Source organism: Paraglaciecola hydrolytica (assembly GCF_001565895.1).
Classification (GTDB): Bacteria; Pseudomonadota; Gammaproteobacteria; order Enterobacterales; family Alteromonadaceae; genus Paraglaciecola; species Paraglaciecola hydrolytica.
Genome location: NZ_LSNE01000005.1, coordinates 721,345 through 739,272, shown reverse-complemented (window position 1 = coordinate 739,272; position 17,928 = coordinate 721,345). Strand labels below are relative to the sequence as shown.

At 41.2% G+C, this 17,928-nt stretch carries 18 protein-coding genes; 9 read left to right on the top strand and 9 right to left on the bottom strand.

Annotated features, from left to right (window positions below):
• Window positions 1–4 precede the first annotated feature (4 nt).
• The 3 genes from ribA to AX660_RS11235 all read right to left on the bottom strand — a co-directional run bounded on the left by ribA (window position 5) and on the right by AX660_RS11235 (window position 5,133).
• Window positions 5–628, bottom strand: coding sequence for a GTP cyclohydrolase II (gene ribA / locus AX660_RS11245; RefSeq protein ID WP_068376493.1), 624 nt, complete (start codon window positions 626–628; stop codon window positions 5–7).
• A gap of 89 nt (window positions 629–717) precedes the next feature.
• Entirely contained in the window at window positions 718–3,579 is a 2,862-nt protein-coding gene (locus tag AX660_RS11240; protein ID WP_235594721.1) for an EAL domain-containing protein, read from the bottom strand.
• Between the two features lie 111 nt (window positions 3,580–3,690).
• The gene (locus tag AX660_RS11235) at window positions 3,691–5,133 is read right to left on the bottom strand and encodes a protein adenylyltransferase SelO (protein ID WP_068376491.1); all 1,443 of its coding nucleotides are present in this window, start codon (window positions 5,131–5,133) and stop codon (window positions 3,691–3,693) included.
• Window positions 5,134–5,194: 61 nt separating this feature from the next.
• Between AX660_RS11235 and AX660_RS11230 the strand changes: the two genes are divergently transcribed.
• The 3 genes from AX660_RS11230 to AX660_RS11220 all read left to right on the top strand — a co-directional run bounded on the left by AX660_RS11230 (window position 5,195) and on the right by AX660_RS11220 (window position 6,895).
• Window positions 5,195–5,521 (top strand): c-type cytochrome, encoded by a 327-nt coding sequence (locus tag AX660_RS11230; protein ID WP_068376488.1) that lies wholly within the window; start codon window positions 5,195–5,197, stop codon window positions 5,519–5,521.
• A 33-nt stretch (window positions 5,522–5,554) separates the two neighbouring features.
• Window positions 5,555–6,145 (top strand): HD domain-containing protein, encoded by a 591-nt coding sequence (locus AX660_RS11225; protein ID WP_068376487.1) that lies wholly within the window; start codon window positions 5,555–5,557, stop codon window positions 6,143–6,145.
• Between the two features lie 87 nt (window positions 6,146–6,232).
• Window positions 6,233–6,895, top strand: a complete 663-nt coding sequence (locus AX660_RS11220) for a glutathione S-transferase (RefSeq protein ID WP_068376485.1) — start codon at window positions 6,233–6,235, stop codon at window positions 6,893–6,895.
• Between the two features lie 107 nt (window positions 6,896–7,002).
• On the opposite strand, the gene metJ is transcribed toward AX660_RS11220, so the two are convergent.
• Window positions 7,003–7,329 carry a met regulon transcriptional regulator MetJ gene (gene metJ / locus AX660_RS11215; RefSeq protein ID WP_068376483.1) on the bottom strand — a complete coding sequence of 109 codons (327 nt, stop codon included), beginning with the start codon at window positions 7,327–7,329 and terminating at the stop codon, window positions 7,003–7,005.
• A gap of 146 nt (window positions 7,330–7,475) precedes the next feature.
• Between metJ and metF the strand changes: the two genes are divergently transcribed.
• Both metF and AX660_RS11205 read left to right on the top strand, forming a co-directional pair.
• Entirely contained in the window at window positions 7,476–8,363 is an 888-nt protein-coding gene (gene metF, locus AX660_RS11210) for a methylenetetrahydrofolate reductase (RefSeq protein WP_068376481.1), read from the top strand.
• A 104-nt stretch (window positions 8,364–8,467) separates the two neighbouring features.
• Complete coding sequence (locus AX660_RS11205) at window positions 8,468–9,394, top strand: virulence factor BrkB family protein (protein ID WP_068376479.1); 927 nt, start codon at window positions 8,468–8,470, stop codon at window positions 9,392–9,394.
• Here the strand turns inward: AX660_RS11205 and AX660_RS11200 are convergent.
• Window positions 9,391–9,813, bottom strand: coding sequence for a YccF domain-containing protein (locus AX660_RS11200; RefSeq protein WP_068376478.1), 423 nt, complete (start codon window positions 9,811–9,813; stop codon window positions 9,391–9,393). The two genes, AX660_RS11205 and AX660_RS11200, sit on opposite strands and share 4 nt — an antisense overlap.
• A 131-nt stretch (window positions 9,814–9,944) precedes the next feature.
• Between AX660_RS11200 and pip the strand changes: the two genes are divergently transcribed.
• The 3 genes from pip (at window position 9,945) to AX660_RS11185 (ending at window position 12,345) form a co-directional block, all read left to right on the top strand.
• On the top strand, window positions 9,945–10,913 hold the full coding sequence (gene pip / locus AX660_RS11195) for a prolyl aminopeptidase (protein WP_068376476.1): 969 nt from the start codon (window positions 9,945–9,947) through the stop codon (window positions 10,911–10,913).
• Window positions 10,910–11,347, top strand: a complete 438-nt coding sequence (gene dtd / locus AX660_RS11190; RefSeq protein WP_068376474.1) for a D-aminoacyl-tRNA deacylase — start codon at window positions 10,910–10,912, stop codon at window positions 11,345–11,347. The genes pip and dtd overlap by 4 nt, the downstream gene beginning before the upstream one ends.
• Before the next feature lie 89 nt (window positions 11,348–11,436).
• Window positions 11,437–12,345 carry a bifunctional GNAT family N-acetyltransferase/hotdog fold thioesterase gene (locus AX660_RS11185; RefSeq protein WP_068376472.1) on the top strand — a complete coding sequence of 303 codons (909 nt, stop codon included), beginning with the start codon at window positions 11,437–11,439 and terminating at the stop codon, window positions 12,343–12,345.
• Window positions 12,346–12,431: 86 nt separating this feature from the next.
• Here the strand turns inward: AX660_RS11185 and rpoH are convergent, their stop codons facing one another.
• Entirely contained in the window at window positions 12,432–13,286 is an 855-nt protein-coding gene (gene rpoH, locus AX660_RS11180; protein WP_068376470.1) for an RNA polymerase sigma factor RpoH, read from the bottom strand.
• Between the two features lie 411 nt (window positions 13,287–13,697).
• Here rpoH and AX660_RS11175 point away from each other — a divergent pair, with 411 nt between their 5' ends.
• On the top strand, window positions 13,698–14,939 hold the full coding sequence (locus tag AX660_RS11175; RefSeq protein WP_068376468.1) for an EAL and HDOD domain-containing protein: 1,242 nt from the start codon (window positions 13,698–13,700) through the stop codon (window positions 14,937–14,939).
• 42 nt (window positions 14,940–14,981) lie between these two features.
• On the opposite strand, the gene AX660_RS11170 is transcribed toward AX660_RS11175, so the two are convergent.
• From AX660_RS11170 to AX660_RS11160, 3 genes are read right to left on the bottom strand one after another with little or no spacing between them, the layout of a single operon-like run.
• Window positions 14,982–15,449 carry an Lrp/AsnC family transcriptional regulator gene (locus tag AX660_RS11170; RefSeq protein ID WP_068377130.1) on the bottom strand — a complete coding sequence of 156 codons (468 nt, stop codon included), beginning with the start codon at window positions 15,447–15,449 and terminating at the stop codon, window positions 14,982–14,984.
• A 5-nt stretch (window positions 15,450–15,454) separates the two neighbouring features.
• On the bottom strand, window positions 15,455–16,567 hold the full coding sequence (locus tag AX660_RS11165; RefSeq protein WP_068376466.1) for an anhydro-N-acetylmuramic acid kinase: 1,113 nt from the start codon (window positions 16,565–16,567) through the stop codon (window positions 15,455–15,457).
• A gap of 13 nt (window positions 16,568–16,580) precedes the next feature.
• Complete coding sequence (locus AX660_RS11160) at window positions 16,581–17,879, bottom strand: peptidoglycan DD-metalloendopeptidase family protein (RefSeq protein WP_068376465.1); 1,299 nt, start codon at window positions 17,877–17,879, stop codon at window positions 16,581–16,583.
• Window positions 17,880–17,928: the final 49 nt, after the last annotated feature.

Genomic DNA, 17,928 nt, shown 5'->3' with positions numbered 1-17,928 from the left:
AAAATTATTTTAGCAAATGTGGATCAAACTCGTGGCCGAGCTTTTCAGTTTTGGTACGGATGTAACCACGATTATCATCGGTGATGCCATGATCAATCGGCGTTCTTTCGGCCACTTCTATACCTAAGGCTTCCAGAGCTGCACGTTTTTTAGGGTTATTGGTCATCAAATTAACTTTGCTTACCACTAGTTTATCGAGCATTAGTTTGCAAATGCCGTAGTCACGCATATCGGCGTCAAAACCAAGATGTTCGTTAGCTTCTACTGTGTCCATGCCACTGTCTTGTAATTTATATGCACGGATTTTGTTTAACAAACCTATGCCACGACCTTCTTGGCGTAAATACAGTAATACGCCTTTGCCATGGGCGACGATATTTTGTAAGGCTTTTTCAAGTTGGGCGCCACAGTCGCAGCGGGTACTAAATAAAGCATCGCCGGTCAGACATTCCGAATGAATACGGATCGGCACAATGTCATCGGCTTGCCACTGGCCAAAAGATAAGGCGACGTGTTCTTGTTGAGTGGCTGTTTCAACAAAACCATGAATGTAAAAAAGCCCCCAGCGTGTGGGCAATTTGGCCGAGCTGACGTATTCGTATAAAGGTAAAGATGCTGTTGCGTTCAAAAAATAGACTCTTAAGTAAAAACACTACTACTTTGCTGTTCTCAATATGGGCATGTTTTGCTGTTTTACAAGTTAATTCCTGACTTGAGTTAGCCTAAGCTTTGAAATTCTGTCAATGCACTTGGTTTGCTGATCCCGTAACCCTGTGCGTAATCAATGCCCATTTTGCCAAGCTCAACCAATATTTCCGGTGACTCAACAAATTCAGCCACGGTTTCCATACCCATGGCTTTGGCGACATCGTTGATTGAGTTCACCATGGCCATGTCGATGGGATCTAGCAAAATATCTTTCACAAAACTGCCATCAATTTTTAGTTGATCAACGGGTAGAGTCTTTAAATAGGCATAAGACGAGAAACCGCTGCCAAAATCATCCAGTGCAAAAAAGCAGCCTAAACGATGGAAAGTATTAATGAACTCTAAGGTTTCATCCATCTTAATAATGGCCATGCTCTCAGTAATTTCAAAACATATTTTTTGATAAGGGATCGAGTACTTTTCGAAGGCATTTAAGATAAATAATTTCAAATCTTTGTCAGCCAAGGAGTGGCCACTTAAATTGATATTACAACGAGTAAGTTGCTCTTTATGACTGGGGTTGGCAGCTAACCACTGAAAATAATGCTGAATAACCCAACGATCTATTTGTGAGGTAAGATTGTAACGTTCGGCAGCAGGCAAAAAGGTATTGGGCGTAATAATTTGGCCATCCTTGTCACGCATTCTGAGTAATATCTCATAGTGATGCCCACTGGTATTCTTTTTGAGAGATTGATAGTGCTGATAATAAAGCTCAAAACTGTTGTTTTGCAGAGCATGATTGATATTTGTAACCCAACTTATTTCTGACTCATAACGTTGCATGTGCTCGTCATTAAATGAATAAGTATGAATTTGGTTTCGGCCACGTTCTTTGGCGATATAACAGGCTGAGTCAGCCATACTAAGTAGTTGTTCGGGTGATTTAATATCTTGATGCCAAGGAACTTGCCCAATGCTCACACCTAAGGTGAATATGCGGTTGTCCCAGATAAAGCGAAACTCTTTGACCGCATTCAGTAATTTGTTAGCTACCAGGTAGGCCATTTGTGCATTATCATCTTCGAGTAATACACCAAATTCATCGCCGCCTAAACGGGCCAATATGCCTTTGTCATGGACGACATCGTTAAGCTTCTGCGCCAATTGTTTGATCAACAAATCACCGGCTTTGTGACCACAGGTATCGTTAACCACCTTAAACTGATCTAAATCCATGTATAACAAGGTGATTTCACTGTTATTCGCTTGAGCTTGTTTCAAACCATTTTTTAAACGTCGTTCAAACTCGCGTCGATTAAATACTCCGGTTAGTGAATCATGAGTGGCAAGAAATTCTAGGCTGATATCTGATTGTTTGCGTTCGGTAACATCAAAAATCGAACCAAATAGATATTTTTGGTTATTTTCCTGTTTAATTTGCCCTGAAATGGAAAACCAAAATTCGCTGCCATCATTACGTACTCCGCGTAACTCTTTGCCTATGACTTTGCCGTTTTGGTGGATCTCACCTAATAACAATTCACGATCTAAGGGATCGGCATAAAATTCACTGGCGTTGCTGACCTGTTGCAACATTTGTATCTCATTTTCATAGCCAAACAAGCTACACATGGCGGGATTAACGGTAATTAACTTGCCTTCTAAGGTTGAGGTATAAAGCCCTTCCGCGGAGTTACGAAATAGCTCATAAAAATGCTGTAAATCGCTAATGGTACTTTGTTGTTTAAGTTGTTGGCGCTGAGTTAATACTCGCTCATGGGCTTCAATGGCTAAGGCAATCAGTAAAATAGAACCAATGGATGCTAGGCTAAAAAACCAACTGAGTGAGGCGTTTATTAAGGTACCGCTGACATAAAAACTAACTTGGATAAAATTGATGAAGGTTGCACTAAATAGGGCAAAAGTGCCTAGCCAGTTAGGCATAACTTTGTCTTTTTTATGGTAGAACACGGCTAAACAAGCGAGCAGTAATGCGGCTAACATCGCCAGCACAATGGCTACTGACAATTGTTTAAAACTATTTTGCATTAAACCACTGGCAATGGTGAAAAAACCCAACAAATAGGCGCAATAACGCCATAAGGTCGGCACCCTTTCGAGAATGGCAAAAGCCACTTTGGCTGTGGAGATCAGTAACATGCCAAACAATAGATTATTAACATTGGCAATATAAGCGCTAATGCCGCTGAGCTGACTTATCACCCCAATAACATTTAAAAACAGCAGTAAATACAAACCACAAGATACTGAAAACCAAAAGCGTACTGGGCTGCGTAAAAACACATAAGTAATTAAAAAATAGCTGGCTAACAAACTTAAGCCGCCACACAAATAACCAATCAAAACCAAATTAAATTGTTCATCAGCTAACAAGGTTGATTGGGTTGCTAACTCAATCGGAAATACTAAAGGGCCGTCGTCGGCGATCTTAAAATATACATTGATATGGCTACGTGGAGCAGGGCTGAGCGGCACTACAAAAAATCGGTGATTGATGGGACGTTTATTGATGTCGCGATTAGCGCCCATCAGATAAGAACTTAGAATGCGGTTTTTATCATCAAGTATATAAACATCAACGTAATTCAGTTGGGGATTACCAATACTCAGAAAATAATGTTGATTGCTGTTGGTATTAAAAGCTAATTGCAATTTCCCCCACAAACTTTTATTGGCGCTTAAGGGTTTTGCGTCGTATGTATCTTGCCAACTATCAAGGGATTGAATATCAGATAATTGGCTATTACTTTGGGCTACGCGCCAAGTGGTATGGCTGGTTACATCAATGCTGCGTTCACCATCGGCTATTTGCAGTACGGTTGAGGGCTCTTGAGCATCCGCAATTCGCGGCCATGCCAATAGCAGCAGAAACACTAAAAACGGCTTTAGCATTGTGCTCATTGTCATGGTGTTTTCCATCTACTCATCATTACCACTGCATATTAAAACATTATATTTCGATGAATACGTTTGACTGGCGCGGGTTGGCTCCAGAGTTTAGGGGAGGTGAATAAGCCCTTAGCTACTACAAGATATCTCAAGTTCTTTACCCCAATCTGGTGGTTGAGCCGCGAATCTATCATGTTCCGGATTTTCATCAAAGGGTTGTGATAGTGCCGCAAGAAATTGTTCGAATAAAGTAAAATCCCCTTGCTCGGCTTTATCTATCACTTGTTGCGCCAGATAGTTGCGTAAGATCACTTTAGGATTGTGCGCCAGCATGCTGAGCCTGCGCTCAGTTGTACTCCATTGCTGTTCTGCTAAAGTTTGTTCGAGCATCGTTGCCCATTTGTCAAAACGCGGGCGATCAATAAATTGATCTCTTAGCGTGGGGTCGTTTAGCGCAGGATCAAACTTAGACAATAGTCTGAACATCACAGTGTAATCCTTATGCTCGGTAACTAACATATCCAGCCACTCGTTAATAAGCCCTGAATTATTGGCGTGATTGGGCTGCAAACCACATTTGGCACGCATGACTCGGCCATATTCATCTAACAAAGAGGGTTCGTATTCTTGCAAAATGCGAGTAATTTCTCCTCTACTAAGATGAGGAGTAAAGGCTTGCGCTAAGGCATTGAGGTTCCACAAACCAATACCCGGCTGACTATCAAAAGAATAACGTCCCTGAGGATCGGAATGGTTACAAATAAAATCAGGTTTAAAATCGTCTAAAAAAGCATAGGGACCAAAATCAAAGGTAATACCGTGAATCGACATGTTATCGGTATTCATCACCCCGTGATTAAAACCATAGGCCTGCCATTTGGCGATCATCACCGCCGTATCTTTGACAATTTTAGTCAGCATGGCTGCATAAGGGTTAGCCGCAGTAGCGCACTCTTGAAAATGGTATTGAAAACTGTAGTCAAATAAACGCTGTAATTTATCGCTTTGGCCACTGTGATAAAAATATTCAAAATGGCCAAAACGCAGATGGCTTTGACATATTCGTAGTAACATCGCGCCCATTTCGGATTTTTCGCGGTAAACCAGCTCGTCGCTGGCGATTAAACATAAGGCCCTAGAGCTGGGTATGCCTAAATGAAACAAGGCTTCACTGGCTAGATATTCACGTATGCTGGAGCGTAGTACCGCACGACCATCGGCAAAACGTGAATAAGGTGTTTGTCCCGCCCCCTTAAGATGTAAATCCCAGCGTTTACCGTCTGGGCTGACGACTTCAGTTAACAGTAATCCCCGGCCATCACCCAAATCGGGGTTCCAATGGCCAAACTGATGCCCGCCATATTTTTGTGCCACAGCATATTGAGTTAAAGGGCTATCGACAGCCAATAGCTGTTCTAACATAAGCTGCTTATCCTGCCACTGTGTTGGTAAACCCAACTGAGTCAGCAAAGATTGATTTATGCTAACAACACGAGCATTCTTTAGAGCTTGGGGCTTTACCCGAGTGACAAGTTCACTTAGGTCAGTGGCATAAGAATGTTGTAAAATCATGCTAATAGGTGTTCCAATTAGGTTAGTTAGTGTAAATCAAAGGCTTAAAATAAGGATCAATATGCAATTCAGTAAAAAATTAGTTTTATCAATCGGTGTTATTGTTAGTGGTTTGTGCACCTTCTCAGCATCAGCTGCCGATATTCAGGCTGGTAAAAGCAAAGCGGTGACCTGTAATGCTTGTCATGGTAACAACGGTATCTCGATGCTCCCCATGTATCCTAACTTAGCAGGGCAAAAAGAGCAGTATTTGATTTTACAGTTAAAAGCTTTTAGAGACGGCGAGCGTAAAAATATGCTGATGTCTCCTATGTCAACAGGTTTAAGCGATACTGATATTGCTAACTTGTCGGCTTATTACGCCAGCCTCGACCCAGCGGGTAAGTAATAGTTATTACTGCACGTATTAATAAGGCAAAACATGACATCAATAGATGAGTTCAGTGCGATTACGCAGTTTATTATTGAACTGGAAAAGCTCAAAAACGTTGAACGACGAATTAAACCGGTTGGTTTAAGCCGTTACGAGAACAGTGCGGAGCACAGCTGGCATATCGCCTTGTTGGCACTCACACTGACACGTTTTTCTGCACAAGCTGTGGATGAACTCAAAATAGTCACTATGTTGTTACTCCATGATATTGTTGAAATTGATACGGGTGACAAATTTGCGTATGACGCTAATCATGATGATTTTGCCAATGAACATCAGGCAGCAATTCGTTTGTTTAACTTGCTGCCTGAATCACTGGGCCATAAATTTTTGCAACTGTGGGAAGAATTTGAACAAGCACAAAGTCCTGAAGCTCAATTTGCTAAAGCTATTGATAGGTTAATGCCTGTGTTACAAAACTTGCACAATGGCTGCCAAAGCTGGCTAGAGCACGGTATTAGCGTTAAACAGATACTGACAAAAAACGCAGCCATTGAAAAAGCCAATCCTCAGTTGTGGCAGTGGATTAAACAGCAAGTTATCAGTCAAGGCGCCGCAGTTGGTTTAAAACTCGAATAAAAACCTAGCGAAATATGATCTGAAAAAGAGGTTAATTCGTAGTGGCTAGTTGCAAAGTAAAACCCTCTCTCAATTAAGGAAACAGCCATGTTAACCCTGCATCACTTAAACAATTCCCGCTCACAACGTATTTTGTGGATGCTTGAAGAACTCGGTTTGCAATACGAAATAATAAAGTATGAAAGAGACGCAATAAGCAATCTAGCACCGCCAGCCTTAAAACAAATTCATCCTTTAGGTAAGTCGCCAGTGTTAACTGACGGAGTCATTACACTGGCTGAATCAGGGGCAATTATTGAATATCTTGCACAACACTATGGGCAAAGCTTGCTTCCTGCTCAGGATAGCGAAGCGGGCCGACAATATCGTTTTTGGCTGCATTTTGCTGAAGGCTCATTAATGCCACCTTTGGTCGCCAAATTAGTGTTTGATAAAGTACGGGCAAATGCCAAACCCTTTTTTGTTAAAATGGTTGCCAACAAAATTGCTGACAAAGTGATGGGCGCGTATTTTGGTCCAAACATAAAAGCTAATTTACAGTTTATCGAGCAGCATCTTACTGATAATGAGTGGTTTGCGGGAGACAGTTTGTCGGGTGCGGATTTCCAAATGAGTTTTCCCTTGGAAGCGTCAATTGCCCGTGGCGCAGCCATGCAATGCCCCCATGTGCTCTCTTATGTAAAGCGCATTCATGCTCGCCCTGCTTATCAAGCTGCTTTAGTCAGAGGTGGCGAATACGCCTATGCTTAAGGTTTGTATGCTGTATGTTTTGTGATTAGCTTTGAATGCGCCCAGTATAAAGCTGAGCGCAACGTAGAAAAGTAACTAAGAAGATGGCAGAAAATATTGGTATTTAGTTATTCAGCCTCATCTTCAATTTCAATACCCATTTCGCGCATCTGCCGCTGGGCTTCTTGCGGAATGTGTTGCTCATTATCTTTATCTAAGTCTTCGTCATTGGGTAAGGGTTGACCAGTGAAAGCATGCAGAAATGCCTCACATAACAACTCTGAATTAGTGGCGTGACGCAAATTATTAACCTGACGACGGGTGCGTTCATCGGTTAGTACCTTGAGTACTTTGAGGGGAATCGACACCGTCACCTTTTTTACTAATTCACTCTTCTTACCGTGATCAGCATAAGGGTGAATATATTCGCCGTTCCATTTTGTTGTATTTGCCATAGGTACTCACTTTTATCTTTCTTATACAGGGAAATTCTAACGAAAACCGGCAAAAGGTCAACGATAGACTGCTAAACATCTTGACGTCTTTACGTGTAAAGTTTAGTTTAGACGTCTAAACGGCTAAATATTAAATTGGAGTTAACATGGTGTCATATGCACAAGGCATAGATGCATTAAATCAGTCCTTATCAGAAGTGAAGGGAATTAATGTCTCGTTTGAATTTTTTCCGCCTAAAACAGATGCCATGGAACAAACATTATGGAAATCAGTTGAACGCTTGGCTCCTTTAAAACCGGCATATATGTCGGTAACTTATGGTGCCAATAGTGGTGAGCGTGATCGTACTCACGATGTCGTTAAACGTATTCAAGCAGAAACAGGCATTGCTGCTGTACCGCATTTGACTTGCGTTGATGCTACGAAAGAAGAGTTAATTCAGATAGCCAAAGATTATTGGGCAAGTGGCATTCGCAAAATTGTAGCCTTACGTGGTGATTTACCTCCCGGTATCGAAAAACCTCAATCTTATGCCTCTGATCTTGTCGCCCTGCTAAAAAGTGTAGCGGATTTTGATATTGCCGTTGCGGCCTATCCAGAAAAACATCCTGAAGCGCCTAACAGTCAATTTGATTTATTAAATCTAAAACGTAAAGCAGATGCAGGGGCGACCGAAGCCATCAGTCAGTTTTTCTTTGATGCCGAAGTGTTTTTACGTTTTAGAGACCGAGCTGCCGCTGCGGGTATCGATCTGGATATCATTCCGGGTATCTTGCCTGTGACGAATTATCAGACGCTACAACGTTTTGCCGGTTTTACTAACGTGCATGTGCCTCAGTGGTTACACAAAATGTATGACGGCTTAGAGCAGGACGACCAGACCACGCGTAATTTGATGGGCGCTAGCATTGCGATGGACATGGTTAAAGTATTAGCTAAAGAAGGTATTCGCAATTTCCATTTTTATACCTTAAATCGCAGTGAATTAAGTTATGCCATCTGTCATATGTTAGGTGTCAGAGCTGACAAATAATATTTGTTTGTACTGGGCAATGGCACTCATATCAAACTATTAAAATTACAGACTATTGGTTAAGCTGTGTGCTCTGTCGTTATTAGATTTGGTGTTAGTGTGTTATGCAACAGTTAGATGATTGGCAAAATGAGTTAAAACATAAAAGCGCCACAGCCTGGGCGTTTTTGCGTTTATTTGGCCAACATTGTCGGCAAGACAATATTACCGTATCGGCAGGGCACTTAGCCTATGTATCGTTATTGTCTCTTGTACCTTTTATCATGGTATTTTTCACCATACTCTCGGCTTTTCCGGCTTTTTCTGAGGTTCGGGGCGACTTAGAGGCCTTGATATTTGGTAATTTGTTACCGCAGGCGAGTGACTCATTACAGAAATACATGACAAAGTTTGTAGGTAATGCATCAGGGATGGGCGCTGTGGGCATTGCGTCACTGGTGGTGGTAGCTTTGTTGCTAATCTCTAATATTGATAAAACCTTAAATCGCATTTGGCAGGCCAAAAGCGAAAGACCAATCATCTTTACCTTTGCCATTTATTGGATGGTACTGACTCTGGGCCCCTTGTTGATTGGTTCAAGTGTATTGGTGAGCTCCTACATTATTGGTTTAGCAAACTACGCCAACGAGTATACTCCTGGTTTAGCAACCTTATTACTCAAGTCTGTACCAATCTTGGCCTCTATAAGCGCGTTTTTTCTGCTGTATATGTTGGTGCCGAATAAAAGAATCAAACCTGTGCATGCAGTGTCTGGGGCATTTGTTGCCGCCATTTTATTCGAATTATCTAAAAAAGCCTTTGCGATTTATATCACTAGTTTTCCATCGTATCAGTTAATTTACGGGGCCTTGGCGGTTATTCCCATTTTGTTTGTATGGGTTTATTTATCGTGGATAGTGGTATTGGTGGGCGCAGAATTTACCCACGTATTAGAGATTTTTTTACATGAAGAACCAGAAAATCTATACCTTGATGAAGCTGATGATGATTCGCGAGAATCATCACCGCAGCTTAAGATAAAAGGGCCTTAATATAGACCGCGTGCCCGTGCTTCTTCTTTAGTCACGATAATTTTACCAATGGGCATGGGCGCCATCAGTGCAAATTTAATGTGTTGAATGGCAAAAGGAATACCTATGATAGTAATTGCACATAAAAAGGCTGAGATTAAATGGCCTATAGCCAGCCAAATTCCAGCAACAACAAACCAAATAATATTACCTAAAAAACCTAAACTACCGGTACCAATGTCATCACGCCCGTTGTAAGCTGCGCGACTTACTGCTACACGGCCAAAAGGCCAAAACATCAATAAACCAAAATTGAACGCAGCGCGTCCCCAAGGAATGCCTATGATGGTAATAAACATGAGAATGCCCCACAACATATAAGCTAAACCCATAAAAATACCGCCAAAAATCCACCAAATAATATTTAATATAAACGACATAAATTTTGTTCCTTTGCATGAGTGGTTACTCAGGATAAAAATGAGCGACATTAAGTCGGTACTTTGCACCTAATTATTTTGTTAATCTAATCGATTCACAGTCACTAAACAAATAAGAAGAGTAACTTCTGATGAGCGAGCTTTATCCTGCGATCAAACCTTTTGATAGCCAGATGTTAGCAGTAGGTCAAGGTCATACTTTATATCTTGAGCAAACAGGTAATCCAAAAGGTTTGCCAGTACTGTTTTTGCATGGAGGACCTGGAGCCGGTATAGGCGAAGAGTATCGACGTTTTTTTGATCCACAATTGTACCGTATTATTGGATTTGACCAGCGTGGTTGTGGCCGTTCTATGCCTTTTGGTCAATTACAGGAAAATACCAGTCAACGCCTGATTGAAGATGTCTTGGCGATCAAACAACACCTGCAGATAGATACCTGGTTATTGTTTGGTGGTTCATGGGGCTCGACCCTAGCTTTGTTAGTGGCGATTTCTCAGCCAGAAGCTGTATCTGGTTTGATCTTACGCGGGATTTTTTTGGCGCGCCAACAAGATTATGCTTGGTTTCTAGATCCCGATGGTGGAGCTGCTCAGCTTTTTCCGGACTACTACCAAGATTTTCTCCAGCCTATAAAAGAGTCGTTAACAAGCCAAAATATTGTGGATGCTTATTATCATATCTTCACCAGCGGAGACGATGTCAGTAAGATGGCCGCGATTAAAGCCTGGTATTTGTGGGAAACCCGCATCAGCAGACTACATGTACAAGTCGATGAAGAAAACTTAGTACCAGATGTGCACCACGCCATCAGTCTAGCTATTTTAGAATGTCATTATATTAAATATCAGTGTTTTATCGACGAAAACTATATTCTTAAACAACTCGATAAAATCAGTCATATACCGACCAATATAATTCATGGACGTTATGATAGTGTATGTAAGCTAGAGGCGGCTTATAGCTTGCATCAGGGTTTAAACAATAGCCAACTAACCATAGTGCCAGAAGCGGGGCACAGTGCTTTTGAAACAAAAACATCGGCCGCATTATGTATGGCAACTAAGGCCATGGCGTCGTTTTTAAGAGAGGATAAATGAAGGGCTTAATTCAACGGGTTAAATACGCCAAAGTGGAAGTATCGGGTGAGATAGTCGGTGAGATACAACATGGTTTGTTGGTATTACTGGGCGTTGAACAGAGCGACACTAAACAAAGCGCTGAAAAATTGTGTAAAAAGATCCTCAATTATCGGGTGTTTGCGGACGAAGCAGATAAGATGAATTTGAATATTCAACAAGTCGGTGGCTCGTTGCTGGTGGTATCGCAGTTTACGTTAGTGGCAGATACGCAAAGTGGTAACCGACCGAGCTTTTCCAGTGCAGCACCAGCTGCTGTGGGCAAGGAGCTGTATGATTATTTTGTGGACTTAGTTGGAAATTCATTAACACCTTGTCAAACCGGTGTCTATGCGGCTGATATGCAGGTTACTTTGCAAAATGACGGTCCGGTTACTTTCATGCTACAAGTATGATTTGCCGCTGACGCGGTAATAGGCTTTAATAGTCGGCTCGCTGCTTTCTGCGGAAAGGGCTTTGGTAAGAATAAGAGAGTGTTGGATCTATGTATAAAATTGACACGCCTGTTAGTGAGCAAGATTTTAATCAGTATTTTGAGCTACGCTGGAAAATGCTGCGCAAACCTTGGAATTATCCCTTGGGCTCAGAAAAAGACGAGTATGAACTTGTCAGCCAACATCGCATGATCCGTAATAGACAAGGCGAAGTAGTGGCTGTAGGACGTGTGCATATGAATTCTTCCGATGAGGCGCAAGTTCGGCACATCGCAGTGGATAAAGAATATCAGGGCAAGGGCTTAGCCAAGTTAATCTTAGCCTCACTTGAAGCGTTTGCCCGAGAGGAAGGCGCGGTTAGGATAGTGACCAATAGCCGTCAAATTTCCATTCCATTTTTTGCAAGTTCAGGTTTCGAAATAGAAAAAGAAGTCTCTAATGAATTGGGTAAACTAAAACGTCAGCAGATGGTAAAAAGGTTAACGAGTACTAACACTATATTATTGCATCCTAAATGGTGTCGGCAGTTGCAGGATACTTGGTATGAAACCATTCCTATCAGTGAGCAAATGGGCATTAAAATCCATCAGTATTCAGGTAAAACCTTTGAAACCAGAGCATCATTAAATAAAAATATTAATCTGCATGGCACCATGTTTGCGGGCAGTATTTTCTCGCTCGCTACATTGACTGGCTGGGGCATGATATATTTGCAGCTCAAAGAAAAGGGCTTAGAAGGTGACATCGTGTTGGGTGATGGCAATATTCATTACCATAAACCTATAACTATGCAGCCTAGGGCCTTGTGTAATATTGAATCACTGAACGGTAAGTTTGATCCTTTGCTGAAAAATAAAAAGTGTTTTATCAAATTACAGGTGGCGATTTTAGATGGCGATACCGCGGTAGCGGAATTCTCAGGGATGTTTGGTATCTTACCCCTTAAAGCCAAGGCGTAAGTCGCTAAAACGAAGTAACTAAGTTAAATTTTTGACAATAAAAAAGCGCGTATAACGCGCTTTTTTAATGATATCTTTTTACTGATTTAGGCCATCATGGCGCTTTGCAGTTTTTTCATCGCATTTTTTTCTATTTGACGAACTCGCTCAGCAGATACCTGATATTTATCAGCTAAATCTTGCAAGGTGATTTTGTCATCTGAAAGCCAGCGTGTCTGGATAATAAACTGACTACGATCATCTAATGTTTTGAGCGCAGAATAAAGTTTATCTGAGGCATTGGAATCCCAATTTGCGTTAACCACATCTGTTTCGACATCGGCGCTTTTATCTTCCAAGTATTGAACAGGAGCAAAGCTAGCGCTTTCATCGTCATCGTTAGTTAAATCAAACGCTTGATCTTGGCTGCTCATACGAGCTTCCATTTGTAAGACTTCTTTAGTACTTACGCCTAGCTCTTCAGCAACCTTCTGTACTTCTGCATGAGTAAACCAGCCAAGGCGTTTTTTATTTTTGCGTAGATTGAAAAACAATTTACGTTGAGCCTTAGTGGTCGCTACTTTGACGATGCGCCAGTTACGTAAAACAAATTCATGAATTTCGGCTTTTATCCAGTGCACTGCAAAAGATACCAACCTAACACCCATAGTAGGATCAAAACGTTTTACCGCTTTCATCAGACCGATATTACCTTCTTGGATAAGATCTGCCTGAGGTAAACCGTAACCCGAATAGGATTTGGCGATATGCACCACAAAGCGCAGATGCGACATAATCAGCTTACGTGCGGCTTGTAAGTCATCATCTTGTTGTAATTTTTCAGCAAGGCTACGCTCTTCGTCAGCGGTGAGCATACTAATGCTACTTACAGCTTGAATGTAAGTTTCGATGCTGCCTGTTTGAGGGACAGTCAATGTCAATGTGCGTAAATCTGTACTCATAGTTACCTCGTATTACACAGTGGCCCTTAGCGTATCAAAATATGGCTAATTGTGCGACCTAAAATGAATTATTAAAACTATGCAATAGACCATCACTTTCGAAAAAAATTGCATGCCCAAGTTTATGGCATCAAAAAAATAAAATTCAATGGTGGGATCAAAATTTAGTTTTATGGGGATCGACGTAGTTCTGTGCGGTCAAAAATGGCCAAGTCTGAAATTAACATAAATACAGGTGAATGCGCATTTTTTTGTGAGTTTTCCACGTATATTAATTAAACAGTTTGTAAATTTGGACTGAGCATTTAAGATACTGTTTTTAAGTATAGGGATCTCGATAAACCAATGGTAGCATGCAGTACAGCTCAATCGATATCTACAATGAAGTAATAAAGAGTTTATAGGATGACAATGTTCGCGTTTATCGCTCGACAACCTGTTTTAGACAGAGAAAAAGAAGTATTTGCTTATGAACTGATTTTTCGCGATGGAAAAAATAATTGTTATCCTGATGATGAGCGAGATGCTACTACTGCTAAATTAATCGCAAAAAATTACTTACATTTAGGTTTAGATGACATTTCCTGTAACAAAAAATCATTTATTAATTTCCAGCCAGAGCGTGTTTTACAAGGTTTTCCTCCTTCCTTAGATCCTGAAAATGTCATTGTTGAACTTTATGATGGCGTATTTAATCACGATAGTTTACTGAGCATATGCAAACACGTTAACAAAATGGGTTTTAAACTGGCGATCGAAGATCATCGGCTTGATCCAAAATGGAATGATTTTCTGCCTTATATCGATATGATTAAGGTTAATACCACGCAAAGTGATTACGAAACCGTCGCAAAAAATGTACATCGCTATAAAGATACTAATGTTCAATTAATTGCCGAAAAGATAGAAACCCAGCAAGATTTTGCGATCTATAAGGATATGGGGTTTGATTATTTCCAAGGATATTTTTTTGCTAGACCTGAAGCGGTAAGTCAAAAAAACCTGCCAACGTCTAAATTGACCTTAGTTGAATTAATGGGCGCGAGTTCCAGCGCTTCCTTTGATATTGACAGTATTAATGGTGTGATTGAGCATGATGTAGGTTTGTCCTATATGTTGTTGCGCTTTATCAACAACCCTATGATCAACAAACGTTATAAAATTACTTCTTTGCGCCATGCATTAAATTACATGGGTGAGGTTGAGATTAAAAAATTCATTGCCCTGCTGGCTTTAGCTAACTTAAGTGATGATAAACCCAGTGAATTGATCCATTTGTCATTGGTAAGGGCTAAATTTTGTGATTTGGTTGGAATTGAAAAAAATCTGGGCTCCAATCCTCCTTTAGGATTTTTAGTGGGTTTGTTTTCATTGCTTGATGCCTTACTTGATCAAGATATGCGCTCACTAATTGATAAACTGCCTCTCGTGGATGAGGTCAAAATCGCTTTATGTGGTGGGCAAAACGATTTGTCGATGTATTTGCTTTTGGTCAAAGCTTTTGAAAGTGGTAACTGGCTGAAAGTGATCCGTTTAGCCAAAATTTTAGAAATCGATCAAAAACGCCTGCATAGTTTGTTTAACGAAGCCATTATTTGGGGTAACGGCGTACGTAAATCCATATCCCCCCATTTTCCGGAAAGCAAAACCTAAAACACTAGTATGAGTAAGCGCTTTGCAACAACAGAGTTTGAATTAAACGCTAGGTAAAGTGGTGCTGATTAGGTGTTCGTATACCAGTGCAGTTTCGACGTGGTTTACTTCGTTAATCGCTGTAATTTGATTAAATACAAAGTCACGTAAATGCGCTGTGTCGCTGACACTGACGTGTACCAGAAAATCAAGATTACCGCCCATATGATAAAGACTTAAGACCTCGGGTAGTGCATTCCATTTTTGCTGTAAACCGTCCACGGTTTCACGATTATGGTCCGATAAACGCACGGAAATCATGGCTTGGATGTTACCACCGAGTGCTTGTAAATCGACTCGTAACTGAGAACCCAGAATAATATTATCAGCCTGTAACTTTTTTATTCGCTCTAAGCATGATGACGGCGCCAGGCTAACTTGTTCGGCGATATCTTTGTTATTCAGTCGAGCATCTTGATACAACAATGCCAGTATGGCCAAATCTGTGTTATCTAAGCTTCTTCTTGACATAATATTCATCGTTTCCCTGGGCAAAAGCTGCCTAAAATGGCATTACATTTAGCACCAGTGACACTGGCTAAGCTACCCTCTATGCGATTAACATGAGCATAAGCTAACCAAGCAAAAGCCATCGCTTCGACGGCATCTGGGTCAACCCCGAGTTCGTCAGTGGTAAATACCTCACACTCATGTAGGTGAGACTCCAAACATTCCATCAAAAATTCATTTTTAGCGCCACCACCACAAACATAAACTTGTTCGACATCAGGAAATTTACAAATTTCATTAGCGATAGTACGGCTGGTAAACATGGCTAAGGTAGCCTGGATCACTTGAGGGTCATTGATTTCAGGATGTTGTAATAGCTGTTGCTGCAACCACGACATATTAAAGAGTTCGCGCCCAGTGCTTTTAGGGGCGGGTAAGGAAAAATAGGGATGCAAACACAAGGTGTTTAATAAGGTAGGTGAAAAAGAACGTTGAGCGGCCCATGCTCCCTTAGCGTCATAATGTTTGCCGGTATGCTTTTTACACCATAGATCCATTAAGGTATTACCCGGGCCAGTATCATAACCAATAACTTCAGTTGAGTCTTTTTGCGGCAGATAAGTAATATTGGAAATACCACCTATATTGACTACAACTCGAGATTGCTTATTACTAAAAACCGAATGATGAAAAGCCGGTACCAAAGGTGCGCCTTGGCCTCCTAACGCAATATCCTTACGTCGAAAGTCAGCGACTACATCAATTTCTGTTAATGCAGCTAAGGTATTAGGATCACCTATTTGCAAACTAAAACCATGTGGCCCTTCGGGAAGGTGGCGGATAGTTTGGCCATGAGAGCCCATCGCTATTACCTGATCTGCCCGAATATAATTATCTTTTAAGACGGTTAAAGCCGCATCTGCAAACAGTTGCGCTACCGCCCGATCTGCATGACCCATGCGCACGATTTCATTGCTGCCTGGTGTGCACAACTGATGCAATTCTTCAAGTAAGACGGCAGGATAGGGAAAAGTCTGGCAATCCAATAAGTGAGGATGGGGAGTGCTAAAATCGACCAGCGCAACATCTACACCATCCATGCTTGTTCCGGACATCAAGCCCAGATATAACTGCGACACAGTTACTCTCCTGCTAATTCATCGCCAGCATAATACGTTTGCTATTATTGAGTTGTTGCAATACTTGATCCGCAATACGGGCAAAAGATGCTGCCTGAGATTTTTCGATAGGTTCAGCTTTGGGTAAGGTCACGGTACGTGGATTACGATGTACACCATCCACTAAAAATTCGTAATGTAAGTGAGGCGCTTCTGCCATGCCGGTTGCGCCAACATAGCCAATGACTTGACCTTGTCTTACTTTGGCCCCATTTTTAACCGCACTTTTAGAAAAATGCAGGTACTTAGTGACGTATCTATCACCATGTTGAATAAACACATAGTTACCATTGAAACGGTTGTATCCGGCCTGAATCACTTTACCATCACCGGCCGCTACTACTGGAGTGCCGTTTGCCGCTCTGTAATCAATCCCATTATGGGGTTTATAACGTTTTTGAATTGGATGAAAACGGTTCGGATTAAAATTAGAGCTAATATATTTAAAGTTTACGGGTGCCCGTAAAAAACTTTTACGCAGACTACGCCCTTCTGGTGTGTAAAAATTACCATCAGAGTGGCGAACGGCAGTATAAACTTCGCCTTGATTAACAAACTGGGCGGCGACTATCGCGCCATTTTCAATAAACTCGCCATCGATATAACGTTCTTCAAACATCACATGAAAACTATCGCCGGCTCTAAGTTCAAGCGCAAAGTCGATATCCCAACCAAAAATGTCGGCTAAACCCATGATCTGGCTTTCCGATAAATTGGCTTTGATACCGGCATTCCAAAAACTACTTTGAATTTCGCCCTGAGTATAATTAACACGGGTATCAACTTGTTTAGACTCAACATGACCCGAAAAGCTATTGTCGACATTTCTTTTTAAAATCAAGGTTTCGATAGGAGAATACACATAACTTAAAGATTGCAACTGCGCGTCTTTATCAATTTCCAGCCCCAGTGATTCTCCTGGCAGCAGGTTAAGTAGTTGTTTAGCATAATTATTTACTTTGGAAACACGATAGGTTTCTTGGGGACTCAAACCTGCCCGGGCGAATATTTTGGCGAGGTTGTCACCTTTTTTAACTTTATAAACCTGGCGCTCTACCGTGTTATCAAAGGCACTAATTTCAGCAACAGGTAAATTATCAAAATCGACTTCTAAATCGTAACGTTTGCCAATTTCAAGTGCTGATACAGCGGTATTTTTGTAAGCACTAACAGGCTCAGAGGGTATGAGAATAAGCACCAACAAAGCACTAGTCAGGACTGAAATAGTCCACTTATGGGGCTTTGGCAGGTTCTTTAAGGAAAATTTTACCACGAAGACAAACTACTCAAATAAACTGGATAGCGCCAGAATATACTGATTT